General features: G+C 43.8%; 23 protein-coding genes, 1 riboswitch and 1 other annotated feature. Of the genes, 13 read left to right on the plus strand and 10 right to left on the minus strand.

The genetic code is table 11. The features are described 5' to 3' along the window. Positions 1-1,620: ATP-dependent DNA helicase DinG (dinG, locus tag RH89_RS21155; RefSeq protein ID WP_004406259.1), on the minus strand; the 1,620-nt coding region annotated here is incomplete at its 3' end. A 512-nt stretch (positions 1,621-2,132) separates the two neighbouring features. Between dinG and RH89_RS21160 the strand changes: the two genes are divergently transcribed. Continuing rightward, positions 2,133-3,059, plus strand: a complete 927-nt coding sequence (locus RH89_RS21160) for a porin (protein ID WP_004406262.1) — start codon at positions 2,133-2,135, stop codon at positions 3,057-3,059. 60 nt (positions 3,060-3,119) lie between these two features. Further along, positions 3,120-3,764, plus strand: coding sequence for a YccT family protein (locus tag RH89_RS21165; protein WP_004406263.1), 645 nt, complete (start codon positions 3,120-3,122; stop codon positions 3,762-3,764). A 47-nt stretch (positions 3,765-3,811) separates the two neighbouring features. Here RH89_RS21165 and RH89_RS21170 read toward each other — a convergent pair whose 3' ends face one another. The 4 genes from RH89_RS21170 to RH89_RS21185 form a co-directional block, all read right to left on the minus strand. Then, a complete protein-coding gene (locus RH89_RS21170; RefSeq protein ID WP_004406265.1) occupies positions 3,812-6,883 on the minus strand; it encodes an error-prone DNA polymerase in 3,072 nt (1,023 codons plus the stop codon). Between the two features lie 8 nt (positions 6,884-6,891). Beyond that, positions 6,892-8,292 carry a Y-family DNA polymerase gene (locus tag RH89_RS21175; RefSeq protein ID WP_004406267.1) on the minus strand — a complete coding sequence of 467 codons (1,401 nt, stop codon included), beginning with the start codon at positions 8,290-8,292 and terminating at the stop codon, positions 6,892-6,894. A gap of 1 nt (position 8,293) precedes the next feature. After that, on the minus strand, positions 8,294-8,968 hold the full coding sequence (imuA, locus tag RH89_RS21180; protein ID WP_004406269.1) for a translesion DNA synthesis-associated protein ImuA: 675 nt from the start codon (positions 8,966-8,968) through the stop codon (positions 8,294-8,296). 374 nt (positions 8,969-9,342) lie between these two features. Then, positions 9,343-9,747 (minus strand): H-NS family histone-like protein, encoded by a 405-nt coding sequence (locus tag RH89_RS21185; protein ID WP_004406271.1) that lies wholly within the window; start codon positions 9,745-9,747, stop codon positions 9,343-9,345. A gap of 322 nt (positions 9,748-10,069) precedes the next feature. Further along, positions 10,070-10,253: riboswitch (Lysine riboswitch) on the plus strand. Positions 10,254-10,351: 98 nt separating this feature from the next. Here RH89_RS21185 and RH89_RS21190 point away from each other — a divergent pair. From RH89_RS21190 to hisIE, 9 genes are all read left to right on the plus strand, one after another. Continuing rightward, positions 10,352-11,983 (plus strand): Na+/H+ antiporter NhaC family protein, encoded by a 1,632-nt coding sequence (locus RH89_RS21190; protein WP_004406272.1) that lies wholly within the window; start codon positions 10,352-10,354, stop codon positions 11,981-11,983. A gap of 183 nt (positions 11,984-12,166) precedes the next feature. Beyond that, positions 12,167-12,300 (plus strand) — a sequence feature (His leader region). A gap of 56 nt (positions 12,301-12,356) precedes the next feature. Further along, a complete protein-coding gene (gene hisG, locus RH89_RS21195) occupies positions 12,357-13,253 on the plus strand; it encodes an ATP phosphoribosyltransferase (RefSeq protein ID WP_004406274.1) in 897 nt (298 codons plus the stop codon). Between the two features lie 4 nt (positions 13,254-13,257). Next, positions 13,258-14,556, plus strand: a complete 1,299-nt coding sequence (hisD, locus tag RH89_RS21200) for a histidinol dehydrogenase (protein WP_004406276.1) — start codon at positions 13,258-13,260, stop codon at positions 14,554-14,556. Further along, on the plus strand, positions 14,556-15,608 hold the full coding sequence (gene hisC / locus RH89_RS21205; protein ID WP_004406279.1) for a histidinol-phosphate transaminase: 1,053 nt from the start codon (positions 14,556-14,558) through the stop codon (positions 15,606-15,608). The genes hisD and hisC overlap by 1 nt, the downstream gene beginning before the upstream one ends. A gap of 14 nt (positions 15,609-15,622) precedes the next feature. After that, entirely contained in the window at positions 15,623-16,696 is a 1,074-nt protein-coding gene (hisB, locus tag RH89_RS21210) for a bifunctional histidinol-phosphatase/imidazoleglycerol-phosphate dehydratase HisB (RefSeq protein ID WP_004406282.1), read from the plus strand. 14 nt (positions 16,697-16,710) lie between these two features. Continuing rightward, entirely contained in the window at positions 16,711-17,325 is a 615-nt protein-coding gene (gene hisH, locus RH89_RS21215) for an imidazole glycerol phosphate synthase subunit HisH (protein WP_004406284.1), read from the plus strand. Positions 17,326-17,336: 11 nt separating this feature from the next. Continuing rightward, positions 17,337-18,074, plus strand: a complete 738-nt coding sequence (gene hisA, locus RH89_RS21220; RefSeq protein ID WP_004406285.1) for a 1-(5-phosphoribosyl)-5-[(5-phosphoribosylamino)methylideneamino]imidazole-4-carboxamide isomerase — start codon at positions 17,337-17,339, stop codon at positions 18,072-18,074. Further along, positions 18,056-18,829: an imidazole glycerol phosphate synthase subunit HisF gene (gene hisF / locus RH89_RS21225; protein WP_004406287.1), complete on the plus strand. Its 774-nt coding sequence runs from the start codon at positions 18,056-18,058 to the stop codon at positions 18,827-18,829. The genes hisA and hisF overlap by 19 nt, the downstream gene beginning before the upstream one ends. Further along, positions 18,826-19,461 carry a bifunctional phosphoribosyl-AMP cyclohydrolase/phosphoribosyl-ATP diphosphatase HisIE gene (gene hisIE / locus RH89_RS21230; RefSeq protein WP_004406290.1) on the plus strand — a complete coding sequence of 212 codons (636 nt, stop codon included), beginning with the start codon at positions 18,826-18,828 and terminating at the stop codon, positions 19,459-19,461. The genes hisF and hisIE overlap by 4 nt, the downstream gene beginning before the upstream one ends. A gap of 78 nt (positions 19,462-19,539) precedes the next feature. Here hisIE and RH89_RS21235 read toward each other — a convergent pair whose 3' ends face one another. The 4 genes from RH89_RS21235 to RH89_RS21250 all read right to left on the minus strand — a co-directional run bounded on the left by RH89_RS21235 (position 19,540) and on the right by RH89_RS21250 (position 22,737). Beyond that, positions 19,540-20,046 carry a YchJ family protein gene (locus RH89_RS21235; protein WP_004406293.1) on the minus strand — a complete coding sequence of 169 codons (507 nt, stop codon included), beginning with the start codon at positions 20,044-20,046 and terminating at the stop codon, positions 19,540-19,542. Positions 20,047-20,146: 100 nt separating this feature from the next. Then, positions 20,147-21,358, minus strand: coding sequence for an EAL and HDOD domain-containing protein (locus tag RH89_RS21240; RefSeq protein ID WP_004406302.1), 1,212 nt, complete (start codon positions 21,356-21,358; stop codon positions 20,147-20,149). Positions 21,359-21,470: 112 nt separating this feature from the next. After that, complete coding sequence (gene lpxH, locus RH89_RS21245) at positions 21,471-22,202, minus strand: UDP-2,3-diacylglucosamine diphosphatase (RefSeq protein WP_004406303.1); 732 nt, start codon at positions 22,200-22,202, stop codon at positions 21,471-21,473. A gap of 40 nt (positions 22,203-22,242) precedes the next feature. After that, positions 22,243-22,737 (minus strand): peptidylprolyl isomerase, encoded by a 495-nt coding sequence (locus RH89_RS21250; RefSeq protein ID WP_004406304.1) that lies wholly within the window; start codon positions 22,735-22,737, stop codon positions 22,243-22,245. 237 nt (positions 22,738-22,974) lie between these two features. Here RH89_RS21250 and cysS point away from each other — a divergent pair, with 237 nt between their 5' ends. Together cysS and RH89_RS21260 are read left to right on the plus strand one after the other, a co-directional pair. Further along, positions 22,975-24,360, plus strand: coding sequence for a cysteine--tRNA ligase (cysS, locus tag RH89_RS21255; RefSeq protein WP_004406305.1), 1,386 nt, complete (start codon positions 22,975-22,977; stop codon positions 24,358-24,360). A 71-nt stretch (positions 24,361-24,431) separates the two neighbouring features. Continuing rightward, positions 24,432-25,010: a thymidine kinase gene (locus RH89_RS21260; RefSeq protein ID WP_004406306.1), complete on the plus strand. Its 579-nt coding sequence runs from the start codon at positions 24,432-24,434 to the stop codon at positions 25,008-25,010. Between the two features lie 87 nt (positions 25,011-25,097). Here RH89_RS21260 and RH89_RS21265 read toward each other — a convergent pair whose 3' ends face one another. Then, positions 25,098-26,060, minus strand: a complete 963-nt coding sequence (locus RH89_RS21265) for an alpha-L-glutamate ligase-like protein (RefSeq protein WP_004406308.1) — start codon at positions 26,058-26,060, stop codon at positions 25,098-25,100.

The raw sequence follows: 26,060 nt of genomic DNA on the forward strand, positions 1-26,060 counted from the left end.
TTTATTCATTTGCCAGTAGGAAGCAAACAGAACAAGGTTAGCTTTTCCTTCTTCTATATAAGAAGGAAGAACTTCGATTAAATAATCGGTAAATTCGTTAGCTTGAGGTTCGTAAGTCAGTTTAGGAATATATAGCTCCCCTTGATTTTGGTAATCAAAAGGTGATGCCAAGGCGAGAAATTGAGTGCCTTCATCTGGTTTATCGCTGATTCCTGCTTGTCGACAGAAGAACGAAAAAGAGTTTAATGCCCGAATGGTTGCAGAAACCAGTACTGCACCTGCACATCGGCTCCATAACAATTGGTCGAGTTGCCAGCCGACTTCCAGTGGCGACACAGATACTATAAAGTCTCCTTCTCTCTCCTCTGAAAGCTCAACCCAGCGAGCCAACGGTGCACCTTTTTCCCTAGTAGGTTCTGCCATTAAGCTCCAGACTTTGGCGAGGTTTTCAAAACGCTGGAGAAAAAAGCCTATTTCCGCCAACGCTGGCTCCGCCAGTTTATTGGATAGCTCTCCTTCTTTTACTCGCTCTGATATGAGATCCGCGATTTTTCCCAGAGACTGAGCCCCTTTTTTACTGGATTGTTTTAGACCTTGCGCTTCAGTTTCTAACCAGTCAGGTAATTCTCCATGCTCAAATCGATAGGCTTTTTCGACAAAGGCTGTCGGGGAGAACTGCTTAGCGAGCTGATTTAAACTTGGCACCAACAATTGAATGGCATCCTGGAGTTCATTTCTGAAGCGATTCACTCGTTTCTCATCTGCCATACTGCATAGCTTCGCTGATTGAGTGTTCAATTTTTCCAGCCAGGAAGCAGCGCCCTTCAACGAGGCTGAAGCTGAAGAATGATCGCGAGCGACTGTGGGTAAATGATGCGCTTCATCAAATACGAATATGGTTTGCTCAGGCTCTGGCAAAATAACACCACCACCTAGCTCGGCGTCGGCCATGACCAGGCTATGGTTTGCGATGATGACATCTACTTTATCCAGCTTTGAGCGTGCTTTTTGAAATGGGCAGTCTCTATGGACTGGTAGCGTAGCGTTGCAACTGTGTTTGTCGCTGACAATCTTTGACCAAATCTCGTTTGAAATCGGTGAGGGCCAGGAATCGCGTTCACCATCCCATTTGTTTTCACATAGCGACTGGTACATCTCTTTAAGGGATTCAATATCTTTGCTGGATGGCTTACTTTCAAATATCGCAATCTGTTGATCAGAGCCACCACTGGCAATGGCTAGTTTCTCTGCACAGCAGTATCGTTGACGACCCTTAGCTAAAGCAAATGAAAAGGGCGTGTCGCTTATGCGTCTAAATAAAGGAAGGTCCTTATTCATCAACTGTTCTTGCAGTGCAACGGTTGCAGTTGATATGACGACTTTCTTCATATTAAAGGTGGCGTACGGGATAACGCTCATTAGATAGGCGAGAGATTTACCAATTCCTGTTCCAGCTTCAGCAACTATCATTCTGTTGGCTTTGTGGTATTGCCCTGACAAGGTACGCGCAATTTCCGAGACAAGGTAGTTTTGCGCCCGTCTCGGTATAAAGTTTTCTAAATGATTTTGCAGGTTGCTATAGCTGCTACGAATGGACTTTTGAATAGTTGTATTAAGCATTTTCTGCCTCTAATTTGAACGCGCGAGATTGTAGCACAATCCTGCTGTTGCATGTGTTTTCGTCAGAATGGCGTGCTTTTTAGGCAAATCTAGATCTCAATCACAAAAAAAATTGAACGATCATGGGGTTAGGTAAAGTGGGGAAATGATATAGACATTTATATCAAGAAAGACACTCAATTGGTTTATTGTTCTGTTTTTAGTGTGTTATTTTTTGTTTATTAATTTTTTGTACTAAAAAATAAAAACTACAGGTTAAGATTTTTGATGGTTAATTGGTGTGATTTTGTTCTAAAAGTTTATGTTGTCAATGTAAGTTGTTGATATTTTTTGTTTTATGAATTTTTATTTTATTTTTTTAGTCATTTGACATGTAGCGGATTCTTCTGCAATCTTAACATCGAAATTTAGAGGAGTTGTGCCTTGAACTTCGGTTTAAGATTCAACTTTGATAAAAACTAAATAAGGGAACCGAAAAGGAATTCCCAGCTAAGAAAAGGCAGTGGATTATTATGAAAAAGACTCTAGTAGCTCTAGCAGTTATGGCGGTTGCTGGTACAGCAAACGCTGAGATCGAACTTTACAACAAAGATGGCGTTACAGCTAACCTGAAAGGCGACATCGAAGTTCGTTACAAGAAAGGTACGGCTGACGGCGCTGAGCTGACTCAAGAAGTTGATGACGCGGATTTCGCTTTCGACCTACGTTACGCTCTAAACGATGACCTTAAAGTAGGCGGCTTCTTCGAAGTTCAAGACACTGGTACTAAAACTGGTGACGCTTACATCGGTTTCTACTCTGCTTCCGCTGGTGATCTAGTATTTGGTCGTACAGCAACTATCCTTGACGATCTAGGTATCGGTAACGACTACCTATTCGGTATCAAGTCTAAAGTTGACGAGTTCGATTTCTCTGGCGACGAAGTTGTTAAGTACACTATCGACAAAGGTCAATTCTACGGTGGTATCGCATTCCTTCAAGACAAAGCTAAGAACAACGATAAGCTGAAAGACACTGACAGCAACCACATCGATGCTAAGCTTGGTGCTCGTTTTGGTGACCTAGACGTTCAAGGTTTCTACGGTAAAACTAAAGGCACTGCAGCTGGTAACGACCAAACTGTTCTAGCTCTAGAAGTAGCATACACAATCGATGCTCTTAAACTAGAAGCTTTGGCTTCTCAAGGTAAGCTTGACAAGTCTGGTTCTTCATCTAAGACAAACGTATTCGGTCTAGCGGCTACTTACACTATGGATGCTTGGACATTTGGTGCTGGCTTCTCTAACTCTAAGACAGAAGACGCTGATGCTATCAACGATGGCTTCGTAAACGCTGGTTACGCTCTTACTTCTAACGTAACAGCATACGCGGAAGTTGGTCATACTTCTGCAGACAACACTGAAACTGGCTACGGCTTCGGTGTTAAAGCGTCATTCTAATTCGCTTTAAAGTATTGTATAAAAGCCACCTTAGGGTGGCTTTTTTATTATGGAGAATTCATGAAGTTTAGAAATACGTTTATCATTCCGTTGGCAATGTGCTTTTCTACTTTTTTAAGTGCAGCACAGTTAGAGCTAAAACCTGGTGTCGATCTTTTGGTATTGAATGGTATGGAGAGTTCAGAGTTTGAAGAAGGTTTCAAACTATCTGAGGGAACCAATCAGGCTGTAGTTAAAATGTCCAAATCTTTCGGGTCTGGTGGTAGTAAGGATATATTTACCTCCAGCCCTTATATTGTGTCTTTCCAAGCTAGTGGTAAAGACATTACGATTGCTCATCCTAAAGTTTATAGTGTCCAGCATGCTCGAAATTTGTTCAGCAAGAACCCTCAGTGGTTAGTCTATGAAGACGGCGATCTGATTGATAGCGAGACTGTATTTTTAGAAGGTAAAGGGGGCTTTGTTCCTTATTGGGATGTTAAGGCTCTGGTTAGAGATTATAACGAGAAAAACGGTATTACCTTTGCTGCAGTGAGTGCAAGCACGGTAGCCGTTGCTGAAGTTAAAAGTGCTACTAAATCTAAAGCTGTAACGCCTGAGAAAGTAGATGCATCTCAAGCACTATCACAGCTTCAAGCATGGTACTTAAAAGCATCCAAAGAAGAGCGTAAAGCATTTCGCAAATGGATGATCGATCAAGAATAAGAATTTAATGGAATAGGGAGGTGTTAGCCACTCTATTCTGTTTCCTCTTAATGGAAATCCCGGGAGTGTGTCCTTAGATCCGCTAAGCTGTCAGTCATGTCAGTTAGCTTTCCTGCAATAACATGGATCACTTCCCCCTCACGTTCCAAAACTCCCTTTACCTTAAGTACCTTGGCGGTAAGATAGGCTTGCTTTTGAGCTCGGGCAGTCGCCCCCCAAACAACGACATTGATATTGCCTGTGTCATCTTCCAGAGTAAAAAAGGTAACACCACCTGCTGTTCCTGGTGATTGCCTCCCTGTAACTACTCCTATAACGGTAATAAGAGACTTGTGTTGTTTGTCTGGGAGTTGACTCATTCTGGAGAAACGAGGTAATAAGCCAGCCTCATTGAGTAAGGTGATAGGGTGTTTGTTTAAAGACAGCCCTGTTGCTGCATAATCTTCTGTAAGATTGCTGAAGTCATCTGGTTGATAGTGATAGGGTTGCGAGGAAGTATCCAGACTTTGTAATAGGGGAAGATCATTGTCATCATCCATGATATTCCAGCGAGCCGAGAATCGATTACCGACAAATGCCTTCAATGCATCAGCAGAAGCAAGAGTTTCTAAGTCTTTCCGTTCAATACCGACGTTTTTTAAATCCGAAACGTTACGATACCCAGATTGAGAACGACTTGCTGCTATCTTTTCAGCGGTTTCTTTCTTTAACCCTTTAATTATGCGCATGCCCAGTCTTATATGGAATCGTTTGTCACGCTTAACGACTAAATGGTCATAATCAGATTGATTCACACAGATAGGCTGAACAGATATTCCGTGACGTCGGGCATCCTGAACGAGCTGAGAAATACTGTAAAAGCCCATTGGGTGACTGTTCATCAATGCGGTAAAGAAAGCTTCTGGGTAGTAATGTTTTAGCCAGGCGGAAACGTACGCAAGTACAGCAAAGGAAGCTGAATGACTTTCAGGAAACCCATATTCGCCAAATCCACAGATCTGATCAAATATCCTGATTGCGAATCCCTCTTCGTATCCCCGCTCTAACATGCCATTAATGAGCTTCGATTTGAATTTCATTAATTGACCGTTTTTCTTCCAGGAAGCCATTGCACGTCGTAATTGATCCGCTTCGCCGCCGCTGAACCCTGCTGCAACCATAGCCAGCTTTATCACCTGTTCCTGAAAGATTGGTACTCCCATGGTTCTTGAAAGGACATCTTTGACTTCTTCTGAAGGGTAAGTGATCTCTTCAATACCATTTCGTCTTTTTAGAAATGGATGCACCATGTCCCCCTGAATGGGACCTGGTCTTACAATCGCAATTTGAATGACCAAATCGTAGTAATTCTTGGGCTTTAATCTCGGTAGCATGCTCATTTGAGCCCGGGATTCGATCTGAAAAACACCAATAGTGTCGGCTTTCTGTATCATACCGTACACGTTTAGATCATCCTGTTTCCGTGTAATATCGGCAATGCTCAATTCGATATTGTGGAAGGTTTTGATAGTATCAAAACATTTACGAATGGCGGTCAGCATACCCAAAGCCAAGACATCGACTTTCATCAAGCCTAGGCTTTCCAGATCGTCTTTATCCCACTGAATGACGGTACGATCGTCCATGGCTGCATTTTCGACAGGTACCAGTTCATGAAGAGGGCCAGAAGAAATAACAAAGCCTCCTACATGTTGAGACAAATGGCGTGGGAACCCCATAATTTCACTGACGAGTTTGATAAATAGCTGCCCTTGGTGGGATTCAGGCTCCAGACCCAGTTCAACAATCTGTGCCTGCCAGCCTAAACTTCGATCCCGTCTATTGACGTTTTTGATGAAGAAATCCAACTGGGTTTCAGAGATCCCCAAAGCTTTTCCTACTTCACGTACAGCACTTTTAAAGCGGTAAGTAATCACTGTGGCAGAAAGAGCGGCTCTCTGTCTGCCATATTTTTGATAGATGTATTGGATTACTTCTTCACGCCTCTCGTGCTCAAAATCCACATCAATATCAGGTGGTTCATTGCGTTCTTTGCTGATGAAGCGCTCGAAAAGTACGGAGATTTGCCTTGGGTCTACTGCTGTTATCTCTAAGCAGTAGCAGACAACAGAATTTGCTGCAGAGCCGCGTCCTTGATAAAGGATATGATTGCGCTTAGCAAACATGACAATGTCGTAGATGGTCAGAAAGTAATAGGGGTACTCCAACTCTTCGATTAGGCTCAGCTCTTTGTCTATCAAATTTTGTACGTGCTCTGGGACTCCCGACGGGAATCGGCGAAGACTTCCTGCTCGCACTTGCTCGCGTAGGTATGACATTGGCGTGTAGTCATTAGGCACAAGCTCACTTGGGTATTCATAGCGTAAGCTCCCCATATCAAAGCTACAGCGAAGCTGGATGCGATGAGATTCTTCTAGCCATTCTGATTTGAATACTCGGAGTAGTTTCTCTTTGGAACGAAGTGAATGCTCACAATTGCTTTGTAAAAGCTTTCCCGCTTTGGGAACTGTTGTCCCGTGTTTTATTGCGGTCAGAGTATGTTGTAGAGGTAAGCGCTCCGCTGTATGCATAAGTACTCCCCCACAAGCCGTGATGGGGAGTTGATAAAGTCGATTTAAGCATTCGCAGTGCTCAATAAAACGATGGTCATTATGTTGCAGATGACGCTGAAGCCCGATCCATAACCGGTTGTTGTGATGTTTAATTAACCATTTCGCCCACTCAAAATCACTCCTTTGGTGTTTTGGAAGCCAAATAACCAAACAATTTTTAGCAGACATGATGTCCCACTCTGACAGGCTGTATTCACCTTTTGCACTTCGCCGGCGAGCATTCGTGATGATTCGGCAAAGTTCGCCATAGGCTTGGCGATCAGGCGCAAGTAGGATAAGTTCAACTTCTTCATTCATCCGAAATAGTGAACCCACAATCAGTTTCACTTTGAGTTCCTGATCTCTGGCTGCCGTATGTGCTCTAACCACTCCCGCAACTGAACATTCATCGGTGATAGCAATGGCTGAATATTGTAAAAAGTCGGCTTGAGTGACTAACTCTTCGGGGCTGGAGGCACCTTCAAGAAAAGAAAAATTAGTCTGACAAAATAATTCGGCGTACTTCATGATTCGATCTAACTGAACACGCCGTGAAGAAACCACTGTTGTTTAGGTGTTCGAAAAACCCAAAGCCAGCGACCCTCATTGGTATGTGCGATAAAGTAGTCACGAACCATAGGCTGATTATCCCACCAGCCTGTTGCTACTCTCTCTGGTCCCAAAGACAGCGTCACTTTCTCTTCAAGAGGTTTTGGGTGTGGTAATAGGATGGCAGGTCTGAGCTTTGGTGGAATACTGGGGGTAGGGGACAGTGCAGTATTTGGAGACGTGTACTGATAAGCGATCTCTGGTCGTGGGTCTTCTAAAAGACCAGGGTTGTGCAGTGCTCTTTCACCAAGTTTGGCATGGAGTAAAGACATCAATTCTAATGCGTTGGTTGTACCTTGTTTCCCCTCAAATAAATCTGTGTAACTTCCTTCTTGCTGAGTGATCCGCGTAACACTCAGTGTGATGGCAACAACAGGGGAGTCAATAGAGAGCGACTCGAAAGTTAATTGAGATAGTGATAACCATTTTGATGCAAGATATTCTCCCTGTGCGGAGCAGATTTTAAATTCGGTATTCTGTTTATTTCTCAGTTGTAAGATGATTTGTATTTCATTAGCCAACTGGTCTCGTAATTTTAGAAAATGTTCCAGTTTTTTCAGAAGGTTACCAAGAGGTCTTTCAAGAAACTGAATATTCTCAATTTCATATAATAAATCGAGAGAATATTTAAAAGTTTGAGGAGGATGGTAAAAGTCGACAAGGTGCTTAAATCGCCCAGTAAGTTTGCCAATATAGTTAATGAGATCTATATCAAAGCGCTTGGCAATATCAGCCATGGGAATAGTAAACAAAGCGTCAAAAGTTTCTATGCCAACTCTCGATAACTTATCTACCACTTTTTCAGACAGATCACTCACACCAAGAGGAAGCGTGTAGAGCTGCTTTTTCATTAAGTCAGAGTCATCCGTAATAAACTGTTTTTTTTGCTGAGCCAGTATTTTGGCTGAATAAGGAGAAAATCCAGTAGAAAATTGATAGCGTACGTTAAATTTCTTAAGGTGTTGTTGAATGGTAAGCCAATAATGTTCAAGGTTGGAATAAAGGCACAGCATATTACTGATCTTTAATAGAATTCCATTTGGTTCACAAAGTGTGATATCCGATGTAATTAAATATAACCACTGTGCAATTTCTTTTAATTTCTTATGCTCGATATCAATATCATATGGATGGACTTGCAAATCCTGACAAAGTGATGCGGCAGTCCCTAAACCCATATTGAGTTTGAGCCCTGCGTCAAATCCGCTTTTGGAAAGCTGAATTATCTGGTGATGTTCATCGACGATAGCAATGTTGTTTTCCAAGTTGGAATCGAAAAAACAAGAATCCAGTTGAAGTGATGGAAAGTGAAGATAAAGCCACAGCATACTAACCCCTTTTGAGTAAAGGAAAAGCGACAACTGTGTCTGGCACTTTTGTATGAGTAAGATCTTCCCATTGAGATGACATGTCCAACTGTAATTTGGATCTACCCAGCCCACCTTTTCGTTTGTTAATAGTGATATCTAACCCTTTAGAATGAGCTTTTAATGTCATGCTAAGGGAGACGGGTAGTGGAAAAGTTTGTTTTTGTGGCTTAAAGATAATCTGAGAACATTTCCCAGTCTCACTGGCAACCTGTAAGCGTTTGACCTGGTGTATTTCTAATTTCTCTTGCCATAAGACAACATGTGAACATGCACCACTCTTCAGGCATTGCTCTGCAGCCCACAATGCCTCTTTTGTGCTCTTGGTAGAGACAATCAGGATTTTATCCAGAGGTAGTGCTTGGGCTAAAAAAAACTCGCTACATAGTTTTCCTGGTGGCTGAATAAAGACTCTTAGCCTGTCTTCTCTGGCATTGCTTATGAAGTTTTGCAAAAGTCGCAGCTCTCCAATCCCAATACAGGTGTTAATTTCTATAACCCCTTTTCTGGGGAAGCCACCACCCAGCTTACTATCTAGCTCAGGGTAACCTGAGGAGGTAGTGTCGACACTGGTTGATGTTTCAGTTCCTTTCCAGAGAAGGTTTTTGTGGTGTAGTGTTTGTATTATTTCATGCATTGCTCAATAATCCTGTATGGATATACAGTATTTTGAAGTATATGACTTCAGAAAAGATCTGCAAGCACTTTTCTGGACTAGTGAGCTACATGAGTAAGAAATGACAAAAAAATCAAAAACGTAGTAAGTAGATTAGAAAAAAGGATGTAAGAGAGTAATAATGAGCCTGAATGAATATAGACAGGTTAATTTAATCTTAATAGATATCGATTCTATAAATATTTATTATGGGAATTGAGAATAGTCGTAATGCAAATAGTGGCATTAAAAAAGCCAAAACTTATATAAGTTTCGGCTCAATTTATACTGAACGCTGAAGTATAGAATCGAGGGACATGCTCAGCGTTGCATTAATTTTTGTAACAAACTGAAAGTTAGATTAGGAAATCATCCAAAGATTTGCCGGAATCCAATTCAGCTTGAATAGCAGAAGGAGTACGACCTTGACCTGTCCAAGTCTTTTCTACACCATCAACAACATATTTATATTTTGCTGGGCGAGGATCGCGTTTTTTCTTCGCTTTAGATTTAGTTTCACCAGATAGTGCAGCAATTAGGTCATCGACATCGATGCCATCTTTAGCAATCATACTTGCGTATTCAGCTAATTTAGCTTCACGTTCGGCTTTTTCTGCTAATTCTGCAGCTTCAGCTTCACGGCGCTCTTCTACAACGGTAGTTATTTTATCTAGCGCTTCTTCCAATTGCTCTAGCGGTAGATCACGAGCAAAAGCTCGCAGACTGCGAATATTTAGCAGAGTTTTTGCAATATCTGACATGTTCAGTCCCATTCTTATTTTAGTAAACGTACACAATAATAACAGTGTAAGACGAGAATACAATATAATTTTATTTCAAATATATCGAATTTCAAATATACATTTCTAGAAATATATTTAATTTCTTATTAGCCGAATAGAATACGTCAATATTTATTACGCTAAGTGTCAAAAAAGTGTAAGTACGGAACTTGTAGACCATTCATCCAGATGAAAGTTTCATCATTCTGGTTAAAACTTGAAATTATATGTTGCAAAAAGGTTTGGCATCCGTAGAATGGCTCGCACCTGATTTGGGTGGCGACTTTTTAACCAAGTTTTCGTCCAAGGTAGAGGCGCAATAACTATCAGTAAGCTCTAAGAGAGTGATGTCTAAGATGAGAGCTGAAAGGAGTTATTGCCGAAGTATTGGAAGTTATCGCCTTTCAATGCTGGGGTTATATTCGAATAGATATAACACTGCCATAGTCTATGTTGTTGTTAAACTATGGAGCGCTACTGTAGGGTTGGGTGAAGTGTTCACTTCCCTTTCGCTTGTTCAACTTAAGGTATAACTAATACCGTCTGCAGTAGATCTCTAACCAAATATTGGTTTCTGAAGATCATGAATTTATTAGATTTTGCGTCATCTCCGCTTTCGCTGCTTCCCCCACTGGTTGCTCTGGGTCTAGCCATTATTACACGTCGAGTTCTTATTTCCCTAGGGATGGGAATTTTGCTTGGCGGCTTACTTATCACAGATTATTCACTGTCTGAATCGTTTAAATATATCTGGGATAAAGTATATGGCGTCGTTATTGAGACCAATGAAACTGTTATCGATGGCGTTAAAGTAGAAGAAGCCAGCTTAAATAGCTGGAATATGAGTATTATTGCATTTTTATTACTGCTGGGAATGATGACAGCTTTACTGACATTATCTGGTGGTACTCGAGCATTCGCTGAATGGGCTCAAAGCCGAGTAAAAAGTAAGCGTGGTTCGAAATTACTGGCAGCGTTTTTAGGCGTTTTCATTTTTGTTGATGACTACTTTAATAGCCTGGCTGTCGGTGCTATCTCCAGACCAGTTACTGATCGCTTTTATGTTTCACGTTCAAAACTTGCTTATATTCTAGATTCAACCGCTGCACCAATGTGCGTATTGATGCCTGCCTCAAGCTGGGGTGCGTATATTATGACCATTGTAGGTGGCATTCTGGTTACACATGGATTAACGGAATATTCATCAGCCTTAAGTGCTTATGTAAATATGATACCGATGAATTTTTATGCGGTATTCGCACTATTGATGGTATTTGCCGTTGCATGGTTCCAACTTGATGTTGGCTTAATGCGTAAAAAAGAAATTGAAGCCTCTCAGGGAGTCGGTTTCGATGACATAGAAAAAGATTCTGCGAATAATGAATTAAGTGAAGATCTTGATATCAGCGAAAGTGAAACGGGTCGAGTTTCAGACTTAGTTATGCCTATTGTTGCACTAATATTCGCAACAGTATTCTTCATGTTATATACAGGTGCACAATCATTAGCGGATTCAGGAAAAGATTTCGATCTGTTAGGTGCTTTTGAAAATACCGATGTTGGTACTTCTCTTTGTTACGGTGGACTGATTGGTTTAATTGTTGCTTTAATTACCGTACTACGTCAAAAAATAGAATTTGTGCAAATTATTCGCACTTTATGGATTGGCGCAGGTTCTATGTTTGGCGCAATATTAATTCTATTCTTTGCCTGGACTATCGGTTCTGTAATTGGTGATTTAAAAACAGGTACTTATCTATCTTCACTCGTTCAGGGAAATATTAACCCACATTGGTTACCTGTTATTTTATTCTTGCTTTCTGGTTTGATGGCATTCTCCACAGGTACATCATGGGGAACGTTTGGTATTATGCTGCCAATCGCAGGTGATATGGCTGGCGCAACAGATTTGGCACTGATGCTTCCTATGCTAAGTGCTGTATTGGCAGGTTCTGTATTTGGCGATCACTGTTCACCAATCTCAGACACAACGATTCTGTCTTCTACTGGTGCTCGCTGTAATCATATTGACCACGTTGCTACACAGCTTCCATATGCCGTTTCTGTTGCTGTTGTTTCGTGCGTAGGATTCATTGTTTTAGGTATGACATCGTCGGTGTTGTTCTCATTCGCGTCAGCAAGCGTGGCATTTGTCATCGTTTGTGGTGTTTTGAGTGTGATTTCTAAACGTCGACAGACTCCTGTTTCAGCATAATCCCGTTTAGCTATATAAGGCAGGTCATACGACCTGCCTTTTTCATTTCTGAATTTCTAACTCAAAGCAATTTTTCACTCAGAAAATTTTTTGGACTTAGGTCTTGCAAATCACCAACGGCTTGGGTTAGTGTGAAGTTAACTCAAGGAGAAAACTAAATATGCGTAAAAGTGTAATGAACATTCATCACCATCATCATCCTGACTAGTCTTTCGGGAGGTTTACGCATACCCGAGAGGCTCAGAACTCTCGGTGGTTGAATCAAAAATATCAGATTTAGACCCTCGGGAGAGCAAAACTCCCGAGGGTTTTTTCATTTTTAACGACTTATAAAACATTAAATATTCACTAAATTTCGCATAGGGACATTGCAATGCAAACACAACGCCTAAGAATTGCCATCCAGAAAAAAGGACGCTTGAGTAAAGAGTGTCTGAATCTACTGAAAAAGTGTGGTGCTAAATTCAACATCATGGGAGAGCGCTTAGTGGTGCACTCTGAAAATATGCCCATTGACCTACTGCTTGTTCGCGATGACGACATCCCAGGTTTGATCATGGATGGTGTTGTTGACCTTGGCTTTATTGGTGAAAACGAGCTTGAAGAAGTGCGTCTGGACCGTAAAGCATTAGGTGAGCCATGTGAATTTGTCTCTCTTCGTCGACTAGATTTTGGTGGCTGCCGTTTGTCCATCGCTATCGATAAAGATGAAGAATACAACGGACCACAAGATCTGGCGGGTAAACGCATTGCTACTACATACCCTCAGCTACTAAAAAGCTATATGGATGAACAAGGTGTCGAATTCAGCACTTGTGTATTGACGGGCTCGGTTGAAGTAGCCCCTCGTGCGGGTCTGGCAGACGCAATTGCAGATTTGGTTTCTACAGGTGCAACTCTAGAAGCCAATGGTCTTAAAGAAGCGGAAGTGATTTTCAAGTCAAAAGCGACATTGATTCAACGTGCTGGTGAATTTGACGCAGAAAGACAAGCTCTTATAGAGAAGCTTCTGACTCGTATGCAAGGCGTCCTTCAGGCAAAAGAATCCAAATACATCATGCTACACGCTCCAACAGATAAGCTTGAGCAAGTGAAAGCACTTCTTCCAGGAGCTGAAGATCCAACAGTATTGCCTCTGTCTGCAGAGCAGAATCGCGTAGCCGTCCATCTTGTGAGTACTGAAAATCTGTTTTGGGAAACCATGGAACAACTAAAAGAGTTGGGTGCGAGCTCAATCCTAGTGCTACCAATTGAAAAAATGATGGAGTAACACCATGAGAACCGTTGTTTGGCAATCATTGAGTGAAGAACAGCAAGATGCCGTACTAGAACGCCCTGCGATTACCGAAGGAGCAAATATAACGGCGGCTGTGGCGGAAGTGATTCAAAAAGTACGTGGTGAAGGCGACAAAGCGCTAACTGAACTTACCGCAAAGTTTGACGGAGTGACACCAGAGTCTATTCGGGTTTCAAAAGAAGAAATCCAAGCAGCCTCAGATCGTTTGACCGACGATATGAAAAAAGCTCTTGAGCAGGCTTACTCCAATATTTCTAAGTTTCACAAAGCTCAAAAACCTCAGCCGATAAAAGTTGAAACCCAGCCGGGTGTAGTGTGTGAACAGGTTACTCGTCCAATTAATACGGTTGGTCTTTACATTCCGGGGGGCAGTGCACCACTTCCTTCTACCGTATTGATGCTGGGCGTTCCTGCACAAATTGCAGGTTGCCGCAAAGTTGTGTTGTGTTCACCACCGCCTATCGCCGATGAAATTCTTTATGTCGCGCAGCTGTGTAATATCGATGAAGTTTACAATGTTGGTGGCGGTCAGGCTGTTGCAGCAATGGCTTACGGAACGGAAAGTGTCAGTAAAGTCGATAAAATTTTTGGTCCGGGTAATGCCTACGTGACGGAAGCAAAACGTCAGGTGAGCAATGATTTCCGCGGTGCTGCGATTGATATGCCAGCAGGTCCTTCTGAAGTGTTGGTTATCGCTGATGATACTGCCGATCCAGATTTCATCGCAGCGGATCTACTTAGTCAGGCGGAACACGGTCCGGATTCTCAGGTGGTTTTAGTGACGCCATCTCCAGTGATTGCAGACAAAGTAACAGACGCCGTTCAGGCTCAGTTGAAAGAGCTGTCACGAGCTGAGATTGCTGAAAAGGCGCTGGGTTCAAGCCTCATTATTATTGCCGAGTCACTGACGCAGTGTGTGTCTATCTCAAACTTCTATGGTCCTGAACACCTGATTGTTCAAACCAAAAATCCTCGTGAGTTGCTTCCTCTACTCGATAATGCGGGCTCTATCTTCCTGGGTGACTGGTCGCCAGAGTCAGCTGGCGACTATGCATCGGGAACCAACCACGTTCTGCCAACATACGGTTATACACGCACATATTCCAGCCTGGGCTTGGCTGATTTCTCTAAACGAATGACAGTACAAGAGCTGACTGCTGAAGGTTTAAAAACACTTGCTCCAACGGTAGTGACCATGGCGGATGCAGAAGGGTTAGATGCGCACCGCCGCGCCGTCACCATTCGTGTAGAAAAGCTGCAAGCAGGAGAGAAATAATGGAAAAGTTGGCTCGTAAGAAAGTACAAGAACTGACGCCGTATCTTTCTGCCCGGAGAATTGGTGGCGATGGTGACGTTTGGTTGAACGCTAATGAATCGCCATTCAACAACGAATACAAGACGGATTTCGCTCGTCTGAACCGTTACAGCGAATGTCAGCCAAAAGACCTGATTGAAGCATACGCTGCTTATGCCGGCGTTAAACCAGAACAGACACTGACTTCTCGTGGGGCCGATGAAGGGATTGAACTCCTCATCCGTGCGTTTTGTGAGCCGGGTGAAGATGCCATTCTGTTCTGCCCACCGACTTATGGCATGTACGCCATCAGTGCAGAAACCATTGGTGTTGAGCAAAAGAAAGTCCCATTAACACAAGATTGGCAATTGGATCTCGAAAGTATTCAAGCCAATCTTGAGAATGTAAAACTGGTGTTTGTGTGTAGCCCGAACAACCCGACAGGCAATTTGGTTAACCGTGAAGATATTGTCTCTTTACTCGAGATGACCAAAGATCGAGCCATTGTGGTGATGGACGAAGCCTATATCGACTTCTGCCCAGAAGCGACGACTGCTGATCTTCTTGAACAGTATCCAAACCTCGCCATCTTAAGAACCATGTCGAAGGCGTTTGCTTTGGCAGGGCTTCGTTGCGGCTTTACTTTGGCAAATGAAGAGATCATCAACGTACTGCTAAAAGTGATCGCACCTTACCCAGTGCCTATTCCGGTATCTGAAATTGCCGTGCAGGCATTGTCTGAAGCAGGTCTGGCAAGAATGAAGTTTCAGACGCTGGATCTCAACGCCAACCGCGCTTACATGCAAGTTGGATTGAGTATGCTGCAAGGGGTCGAAGTGTTCGAAGGGTGGGGTAACTATCTGTTGGTTAAATTCCCTGATGGCGATGCTATTTTTAAATCGGCATGGGAAAGCGGCATCATTCTCAGAAACTCCCCAATTGAAAACTGTGTTCGAATTAGCGTTGGTAACCGTGAAGAGTGTGAAAAAATCGTCGCGTTTATCCGCAATCAATTAGCTAAAAGTGTCGCTTAAGAAAGGAAATCGTAGTGAGCAAGCAACAAAAAATTCTATTTATTGACCGTGATGGCACCTTAATTGTTGAGCCGCCAGAAGACTTTCAGGTAGACCGCTTAGACAAGCTCAAGCTTGAACCATTTGTCATCCCAAGTTTATTGGCTCTTCAAGACGCCGGTTACCGTTTGGTGATGGTGACTAACCAAGATGGCTTGGGTACAGACAGCTTCCCGCAAGAAGATTTTGACGGTCCACATAACATGATGATGGATATTTTCTCTTCACAGGGTGTCATTTTTGACGAGGTGCTTATTAGCCCTTACTTCGAAGAAGATAACAGCGATTGCCGCAAACCTAGGTTAGGTCTGGTAAGAGAATACCTTCAAGGTGGAAAGATCGATTTTCAACACTCAGCCGTGATTGGCGATCGCATTACGGATGTGCAAATGGCCCAGAATATGGCGATTCGTGGCATTCAGTACAACCCAGAAACCATGGGTTGGAAGCAAATTGTCAAAGATCTGACCGTAAAAGCACGTGTTGCGGAAGTAGTACGCACAACCAAAGAAACGGATATTAAAGTGTCTGTGAACCTTGATGAGCAAGGTGGTAACGACATTAAAACCGGCCTGGGATTCTTTGATCACATGCTGGATCAGATTGCAACGCATGGTGGATTCCAAATTAAATGCAGTGTGGAAGGTGATTTACACATTGACGACCATCACACCATTGAAGATACCGCTCTGGCTTTAGGGCAGGCACTAAAAGAAGCCTTGGGTGACAAACGTGGCATTGGCCGTTTTGGCTTCAGTTTGCCAATGGATGAGTGTTTAGCCCAATGTGCGCTCGACTTGTCGGGCAGAGCTTACTTGGTCTTTGACGCTAAGTTCAGCCGTGAAATGGTGGGAGATTTCTCAACGGAAATGACGGTGCACTTCTTCCGCTCACTAGCTGACTCTATGGCGTGTACATTGCACCTGTCTTCTACAGGCGACAATGACCACCATATTGTAGAGAGCCTGTTTAAGTCATTTGGTCGCACGCTTCGCCAAGCTATTAAGGTAGAAGGCAACGAATTACCAAGTAGCAAGGGCATGCTTTAAAAAGGAAGAATCACGTGGCAAAACAAAAAGTCGTCATTATTGACACCGGATGCGCCAACGTATCCTCAGTTAAATTTGCTATCGAACGCTTGGGGCAATCAGTCACTATTTCAAAAGACCCAGATGTTGTTCTGGCTGCCGATAAACTCTTCTTACCCGGAGTCGGTACAGCCAGCGAAGCCATGAAAAACCTGCAAGAGCGTGACCTGATTGATCTTGTGAAAAAGGTCGAAAAGCCTCTGCTAGGGATTTGTCTAGGTATGCAACTGCTGGGCAAGTTTTCTGAAGAAAAAGGTCAGAAAGCCGATGAACGAGTGGATTGCCTGGGTTTGTGTGAAGGTGAAGTCAAACTGATGGAAACAGGAGACTTACCTCTTCCGCACATGGGCTGGAATACCGTCACTTCTGCCCCTGACCATCCCCTTTTTAAAGGGATTGAAGAGGGAGAGTATTTCTACTTTGTTCATAGCTTTGCTATGCCAGTTAGTGAGTACACCATTGCCCAGTGTGATTATGGCAAGCCATTTACGGCTGCAGTACAAAGTGGCAACTACTATGGCGTGCAGTTCCACCCTGAACGCTCATCAAAAGCCGGCTCAAAGCTGATTGAAAACTTTCTGAATTTATAAAGGGAATTAAAGTGATTATTCCAGCTCTCGATTTAATAGAAGGTCAGGTTGTTCGCCTTTATCAAGGAGACTACGGTCAGGTAACTGAATATAAAGTTGACCCTGCTGAGCAATTTAACCTGTACCACCAAGCCGGTGCGAATTGGCTGCACCTTGTAGATTTAACTGGTGCAAAGGACACTTCGGCACGTCAGTTGGACCTTATTGCCAAACTGTTAGCCAGCACACCAGCCAACATTCAAATTGGTGGTGGCGTACGTAATGAGCAAGACGTTGTGGATTTGTTAGAAGCAGGTGCTCAGCGTGTCGTGGTGGGCTCTACCGCGGTTAAACAACCTGAGCTTGTAAAAGGTTGGATGGAAAAATACGGCGCTGAGAAAATTGTGCTGGCTCTGGACATCAATATTGATGAAAGTGGCACGCGTAAAGTGGCGATTTCAGGCTGGCAGGAAGATTCCGGTATCACGATTGAAGCACTGATCAACGACTACTTAACCGTTGGTCTAAAGCATGTTCTTTGTACCGACATTTCACGTGATGGTACGTTAGAAGGTTCCAACGTCGAGCTTTATATCGATTTGTGTAAGCAATACCCACAAGTTCAATTCCAGTCTTCAGGGGGAATTGGTTCACTGGCGGATATTGAAGCACTGAAAGGCAGCGGTGTTTCCGGTGTAATTGTCGGTCGTGCACTGCTTGATGGTAAGTTCACCGCAGAGGAGGCATTTGCATGCTGGCAAAGCGAATAATTCCATGTCTCGATGTTCGTGATGGGCAAGTGGTAAAAGGCGTTCAGTTCCGTAACCACGAGATCATTGGTGACATTGTGCCTCTGGCTCAGCGCTATGCAGAAGAAGGGGCAGACGAACTGGTTTTTTACGATATCACTGCATCGAGCGATGGTCGTGTTGTTGATAAAAGCTGGGTTGCACGAGTTGCTGAGGTGATTGATATTCCTTTCTGTGTGGCTGGTGGAATCAAGTCCGCTGAAGACGCGGCACGTATTCTGGAGTTTGGTGCGGATAAAGTATCCATCAACTCGCCCGCACTCGCTAACCCAGAGCTCATTACTAACCTGGCGGATAAATTTGGTGTTCAGTGCATCGTGGTCGGTATCGATTCCTACTACGACAAAGACACGGGTAAATATCAGGTTTACCAGTTCACTGGTGATGAAGCGCGTACCAAAGCCACCCAATGGGAGACGCGCGACTGGGTTCAGGAAGTGCAAAAGCGCGGCGCGGGTGAAATTGTACTGAACATGATGAACCAAGATGGCGTTCGCAATGGCTACGATATTGAGCAGCTCAACATGGTACGTGAAGTGTGTAATGTGCCTTTGATTGCTTCTGGTGGAGCGGGCGCGATGGAGCACTTTGCAGAAGCTTATCAAGCTGCGAATGTGGATGGGGCACTGGCTGCTTCAGTCTTTCATAAGCAAGTCATCAATATCGGTGAATTAAAACAATATCTGAAAAACGAAGGCATTGAGGTACGACTATGAGTTATGGAACCGCCGAAGTAAGTGCGTTGTCCGAGAAAATTAACTGGGACAAGGTGGACGGTCTGGTACCTGCTATTGTGCAAGATTTCCAATCTAGCCAGGTGCTGATGATGGGGTACATGAACCAAGACGCCTTGGCGAAAACAGGAGAAACTGGGCAGGTTACGTTTTTCTCCCGTACCAAAGCACGTCTTTGGACCAAAGGGGAAACCTCTGGCAACGTACTTCAGCTAAAAAACATGGCGCTGGACTGCGATAACGACACTCTACTAGTGAAAGTTGAGCCAATCGGTCCTACTTGTCACCTAGGAAATACCACATGCTGGGATGTCGATCCTCAAGAGGAGTCGCAAATGGTGTGGCTTCATCAACTTGAGCAGCTACTGGCTGCCCGCAAGAGTGCCGACCCAGATTCTTCCTACACCGCCAGCCTATATGCCCGTGGCACCAAGCGTATTTCGCAAAAAGTGGGCGAAGAAGGGGTTGAAGTTGCGCTTGCGGCGACGTCGGGCGATAAGGCGGAGTTAGTATGCGAATCTGCGGATTTGATTTACCACTTGCTTGTGCTGCTACAAGATCAGGGGTTATCAATGAGCGATGTCATTAATAAGCTCAAAGAACGCCATAACTAATCGCAGTTCTTTTCGAGTCTAGAAATCGTAATAAAGCCTCTGAAATCAGAGGCTTTATTATGTCAGATATCTAAATTGCTACCCGCAGCATTTCTTAAACTTTTTACCGCTTCCACAAACACAGGGATCGTTACGTCCTACTTTTAAATTCTTGATAGGTTGCGTTAATCGTGGGTCTTCTGGTTCTGGCTGCTCTTCTTCAGGAAACGTTCCATCAACGTAATACCAAAGCCCATCTTCTCTCAAAAACCTTGAACGTTCACCCAAGCAATATTGGTGTTCATCTTCATTGAAGTAGGCCTTAAACTCAACGTAACCTTCATCATCATGACTGCCATTTTTGGTGTTAATAACGTCCAGTTTGCACCAGTCACTGTTTATAGATTCAGCGATACCTTGACGTTGTTCTTCCGCATTTTTTGAAGGGTGGTAGGTATCAACAACAAAGTCCACAAGCTTCTTTACATGAGCACTGTAACGAGCACGCATCAGTTGCTCAGGCTTTTTAGCCGCGGAATGATTGAGATGAACTTTTTGGCAGCAGTCTTGGTAAGACAGTGTATTTCCACAAGGACAATGAGACATGATGATTTTACCGAATAAGCGTGACAGGATCAGAGCTAACGTCACTTAAAGTTGGAGCAAAGGCTACCACGCTTTTATCGGTAAAGGTAGAGGAAGGAAATCAGTCGACTTCCATCAGCTCCTGAGACCAGTTGATCGCCCCGCGATAGCACTCTGCAATGCAATTCTCTTCAAGTTTGAGTTCTGTTCTTTTCGCGATAGTCGTATCCCAGTCAGCCTGTTCAAATGCTTTCACCAATGTAATGATGTTACCCAGTACACCCGTTTGGTTAAGAAGCGCTTCTTTCACCGATGGATCGACAGGAATCGAGTGCAATATGTCTTCCATTGGCTGATCAAGTAAGGAATCTAACAAAGAAAGCATGCCAGTTAAAAAGGCAAGACTCTTGTCTACTTGCCCCTTATAAAGATCAGCGACAAGCTCGCAGAATCGTGCACGAGTAATGGACAGGGTATATAGGGAATTTGGTTTGCCTTCATTGGCGTTTGATACGGCAACCAGAGAGACAAACTTACGCAATTTATCTTCACCAAGGTAAACCAATGCCTGTTTGAATGATTTAATTTCGTTGGCAACACTGGAGGTCGAATTTACATACCTCAGCAGCTTATAAGAAAGCGAAACATCAGACGAAACCAAACGCTCAATCACATCGTAATTCAGCTCATCATTCGAAATTTCTTTACACAGTTGAATGACATTAAGCAATGAAGGTTCAATGGCACGATGCTGGATCATTTCAGGTTTGGCAAAAAAGTAACCTTGGAACAGAGTGAAGCCCACTTCTTTAGCTTGTTGGAACTCTTCGTAAGTTTCTACTTTTTCAGCAAGGAACTGAATTTTTGTACTTTTCAGTTTGGCGATAAAAAAAGACGCCTTGCCGATAGGAACAGTACGAATGTCAAACTTGATGATAGAAATCAGCGGCAGAAAACGCTTCCAATCTGGATTTGGAATGAAATCGTCTAGTGCGATTTTATAGCCCAGACGGTAGAGATCTTTTAGCGCGTCATACAATTCATCTGTAGGTTCACAGTCTTCCAGAACTTCTATGATGATAGAACTGCGCGGAAACAGAGCTGGGATCTGGTTGATCAGGCTTTGATACGGGAAATTAACAAAGCCCTTTTTTGTACCCAGATTATTTTGATTTGGGCTCAGGAACTGGTCGGAAAGTAGTCTTTTGGTTGCCAGTTCAGGTTCGACGTCAGGAAATGTGTTTTTAGGACCATCACGAAACAGCAGTTCGTAACCCATGGTTTGGCGGTCAGAGTCAAAAATAGGTTGTCGTGCTACGTAAGAGTATTTCAATGGTATTGTCCACGTCTAAACATCAATAATGGAATGCATAATAAACATACGGAACAATTAATCTATATTTAGCTCAATAGCGCGTTACGCTGTGTTACATTCGAGCTTGTTTTTAGCCACCCGACAGTGGAAAAGTAATGATTTCCTGACCTGATTCGCTGTAAGACAAAATGTAACCATGGGTATACCAGTCTCCTAGTACAACCCTTTTCCCAACGGCGTTGCTTAGCTGAACATCATGCTGAGCGGGGCGATGTGTGTGTCCATGAATCATCAGTGGTGCATCGTAGCTCTCCATCACACGAGTCACCTCGCTTTGTGTCACATCCATGATGTTGAGCGACTTTTTCTGCTTATCACTACGGGTCTTGTTCTGAACGTTTTTTACTATTTTTTTTCTGAGGAAAAGAGGCACACATAGAAACAGTTTCTGCAGCCACGGCTGATGCACTTTTCGCCTAAATTCCTGATACTTCACATCTTCGAGACACAAGGTGTCCCCATGTAAAAGAATAGCAGGGGTGCCATAGAGGTCAATTTTTGTCACTTCAGGAAGAAGCTCAATGCCTGTTTCTTTACTGAACCGCTTATTGACCAGAAAGTCACGATTGCCATGGGTGAAATAGCACTTCACGCCAGAATCAGTCAGGTCTTTGAATGCATCGATAATGGAGCTGCTGAAAGGAGAGTTATCATCATCACCTATCCAGAAATCGAATAAATCCCCGAGCACATAGACTTTCTCGGCTTGATAGGCGTATTTTTCAAGGAAATGGAAGAAGCCTTCAGTGATTTCAGGGTGGGTAGGGGATAAGTGCAGGTCGGAAATAAAAAGTGTGGTCATAAGCCCTAAACAAAGGGGAGCGTGATGCTCCCCAACGCAATTATTCTTCGATTGTCGTGCCAGTGATAACGACTTCCTCTAGCGGAACGTCTTGGTGCATTCCCATAGAACCAGTAGCAACGCCTTTGATCTTGTTAACGATCTCTATGCCTTCTACCACTTCACCGAATACACAGTAACCCCAACCATCCAGACTTTCAGATTTGAAGTCCAGGAATGTGTTGTCGTTTACGTTGATGAAGAACTGAGAGCTAGCAGAATGCGGCTCCATAGTACGAGCCATAGCAAGAGTACCCACTTTGTTGCTCAAACCGTTGTTTGCTTCGTTTTTGATTGGTGCACGAGAGTCTTTTTCTTGCAGACCAGAAGTCATGCCACCACCTTGGATCATGAAGCCATCAATGACACGGTGGAAAAGAGTGTTGTCATAAAAACCATCACGGCAGTACTGTAAAAAGTTAGCACTGGTTTCTGGTGCTTTTTCATCATTCAATTGGATCTTGATGTCACCAAAGTTCGTGTGAAGGGTGATCATGATTACTTCCTTTAAATATTTAATGGGAATGGAAACAGAATTCTAGCGTAACCTCAAATTTACACAAGTCATACGCCCTCTGCGTGCCTAGGTTAACGACCCCTAAGAACAAAACCTGTTCAATTAGAACGAAATAACATTTTCCGAAGCGATTTCTGAAATTGAGCTATTACTTAACGTCAGTTGAATTGATATACTCGGGCGTTCTTAAAACCACTAACCGAATTTAAAGAGATCATGCTTAAGATATTTAACTCACTCACCCGACAGAAAGAGGAATTCAAACCCATCCATGCTGGCAAAGTTGGCATGTACGTCTGTGGAGTAACTATCTATGATCTCTGTCATATCGGACACGGTCGTACCTTTGTTTCATTTGATGTGGTTTCTCGTTACCTGCGTTACCTAGGCTACGATCTGACATTTGTTCGTAACATCACAGACATTGACGACAAGATCATCAAGCGTGCGGCGGAAAACGGCGAAAGCTGTGACTCTCTGACAGAACGTTTGATCGGCGAAATGCACGCCGATTTCGATGCGCTAAATATGAAGCGCCCAGACGTTGAACCTCGCGCAACACAATTCATTCAGGAAATCATTGATCTTGTTGAAACACTGATCGAACGCGGTTTTGCCTACGTTGCAGACAATGGCGACGTCATGTTTGAAGTGAAGAAATACGACGAGTACGGAAAACTGTCTCGTCAGGATTTGGATCAGCTTCAGGCAGGTGCCCGTGTTGATGTTGAGCTTGCAAAACGCAGTCCGCTAGATTTCGTTCTTTGGAAAATGTCTAAGCCGGGTGAACCGACATGGGAATCACCATGGGGTCCTGGTCGCCCTGGCTGGCACATTGAATGTTCGGCGATGAACTCATCGATTCTTGGCGATCACTTTGACATTCACGGTGGTGGCTCTGATCTTCAATTCCCTCACCATGAAAATGAGATTGCTCAGTCTTGCTGCGCGCACGACACGCAATACGTGAATACGTGGATGCACAGTGGCATGGTGATGGTAGACCGCGAGAAAATGTCAAAATCTCTGGGTAACTTCTTCACTATCCGTGACGTTTTGGGTCACTACGATGCGGAAACCGTGCGCTACTTCCTAATGTCTGGTCACTACCGCAGTCAGCTAAACTACAGCGAAGAGAACCTGAATCAGGCACGTGCTTCTCTTGAGCGTCTGTACACTTCATTACGTGGTCTTGACCTTTCTGCTTCTCCTGCTGGTGGCGAAGAATACGTTACTCGCTTTACCGAAGCGATGAACGACGACTTTAATACGCCAGAAGCGTATTCGGTTCTGTTCGACATGGCTCGTGAAGTGAACCGAATCAAAGGTGAAAACCTAGAACAAGCCTCTGCACTTGGCGCGCTACTGCGTGAATTGGCAGACGTGATCGGTATTCTTCATCAGGATCCAGAAGCCTTCCTGAAAGGTGGTGCGGCAGATAACGACGACGAAGTGGCAGAAATTGAAGCCCTGATTAAGCTTCGTAATGATTCTCGTGCAGCAAAAGACTGGGCGAATGCTGATATGGCGCGCGATAAGCTGAACGAGATGGGCATTGAACTCGAAGATGGTCCGGAAGGAACCACTTGGCGTCGTAAGTAACGTAATCCATATTTTATAAAGGGCTGAGGTTTCAGCCCTTTTTTCTGATTTTATTTTCTTGGAAACAATCTGTGGCACAAATGTATTTTTATTACTCAGCGATGAACGCGGGTAAATCTACGACACTTTTACAGTCCTCTTTTAACTATCAAGAGCGTGGGATGAATCCGATGATTTATACCGCTGCATTGGACAACCGCTACGGAATAGGAAAGGTCAGCTCTCGAATCGGTTTGCAGTCTGAAGCCCAGTTATTTCATCATGAAACGGATTTGTTTGAAGAAATAAAGAAACACAATGAAGAACAAAAACGTCATTGTATCCTCGTGGATGAGTGTCAGTTCCTGTCAAAAGATCAAGTTTATCAGCTAACAGAAGTTGTTGATAAATTGGGTATTCCTGTACTGTGTTACGGCTTGAGAACAGATTTTCTTGGGGAGCTATTTGAAGGCAGTAAATACCTGCTCTCATGGGCAGACAAACTAGTAGAGCTGAAAACCATCTGCCACTGCGGACGTAAAGCGAACATGGTGATCCGAACGGATGAGCATGGTAATGCCATTGCAGAGGGTGACCAAGTGGCAATTGGTGGAAATGACCGTTACGTATCTGTGTGCCGCAAGCACTACAAAGAAGCGTTAGGTAAGTAACCTGAACCCGGGATAAGAACAGGCTTAAAGCATGAATAGCAAAAGAGCACCTTAGTGGTGCTCATTTTTCGTTTGGGGGAAGAGTAATCAGCTATGTGAACCAAAGGTTTTGGCTGCATAGGCAACACGCTCAGCTGGTTTTGGATATTCTGCGGGTTCTCCCAGGCTTTCGATATGACGAAGCCGAGGCAACAGACCACTGCCATTAGCAATTTGAATCGCCAGCCCCGGGCGAGCATTCAGCTCCAACACCATAGGACCTTCTTCTTTGTCGAGTACCATATCGGTTCCCATATAGCCCAGCCCTGTCATCTCCCATGCGCTTGAAGCCAAAGTCAGCAATCGTTCCCAATGTGGGACTTGCAAAGTCGCCAGTTCTTTCCCCGTGTCTGGGTGGTGTTTAATTGGCTGATCAAACTGAACGGCACGAACGGCTTTGCCTGTCGCGATGTCGATACCAACACCTACTGCACCTTGGTGCAAGTTAGCTTTTCCATCCGAATCTGAAGTCGACAAACGCATCATTGCCATCACAGGGTAGCCCTTAAACACGATGATTCTTACATCAGGCACGCCTTCATAACTGAAGCCTTCAAAGCAATCGTCGAATTTAATCAGGTTTTCAACCACTGCAACATCGTTCTTTCCACCTAAAGAGAACAGACCTGCGAGAGCGTTACTGATATGTCTTTCAACGTCTTCTTTATTGATCACGGAGCCAGAGGGCTTCATGTATTCGCCATCTTTGTGGGAGGTCACCACAAGAATGCCTTTTCCGCCGCTGCCCTGAGCAGGTTTAATCACAAACCCCGGCCAGTCTTTGACCATCTTATGGATTGACTTCACCTCTGCCTGATGGCTGATAACGCCAATCAGTTTTGGTACGGTTGCGCCAGCCTGCTCTGCAATGAGTTTGGTTTTCAGCTTGTCATCGACCAACGGATACTTTGAACGATCATTGTATCGCCCGATATAGCTGTGGTTACGCTGATTCATTCCCATGATCCCTTTGCTTTTCAGCTTGAAAGGGGAGGTGAACTGACTCCACAT

The organism is Vibrio nigripulchritudo ATCC 27043 (assembly GCF_000222685.1).
Classification (GTDB): Bacteria; Pseudomonadota; Gammaproteobacteria; order Enterobacterales; family Vibrionaceae; genus Vibrio; species Vibrio nigripulchritudo.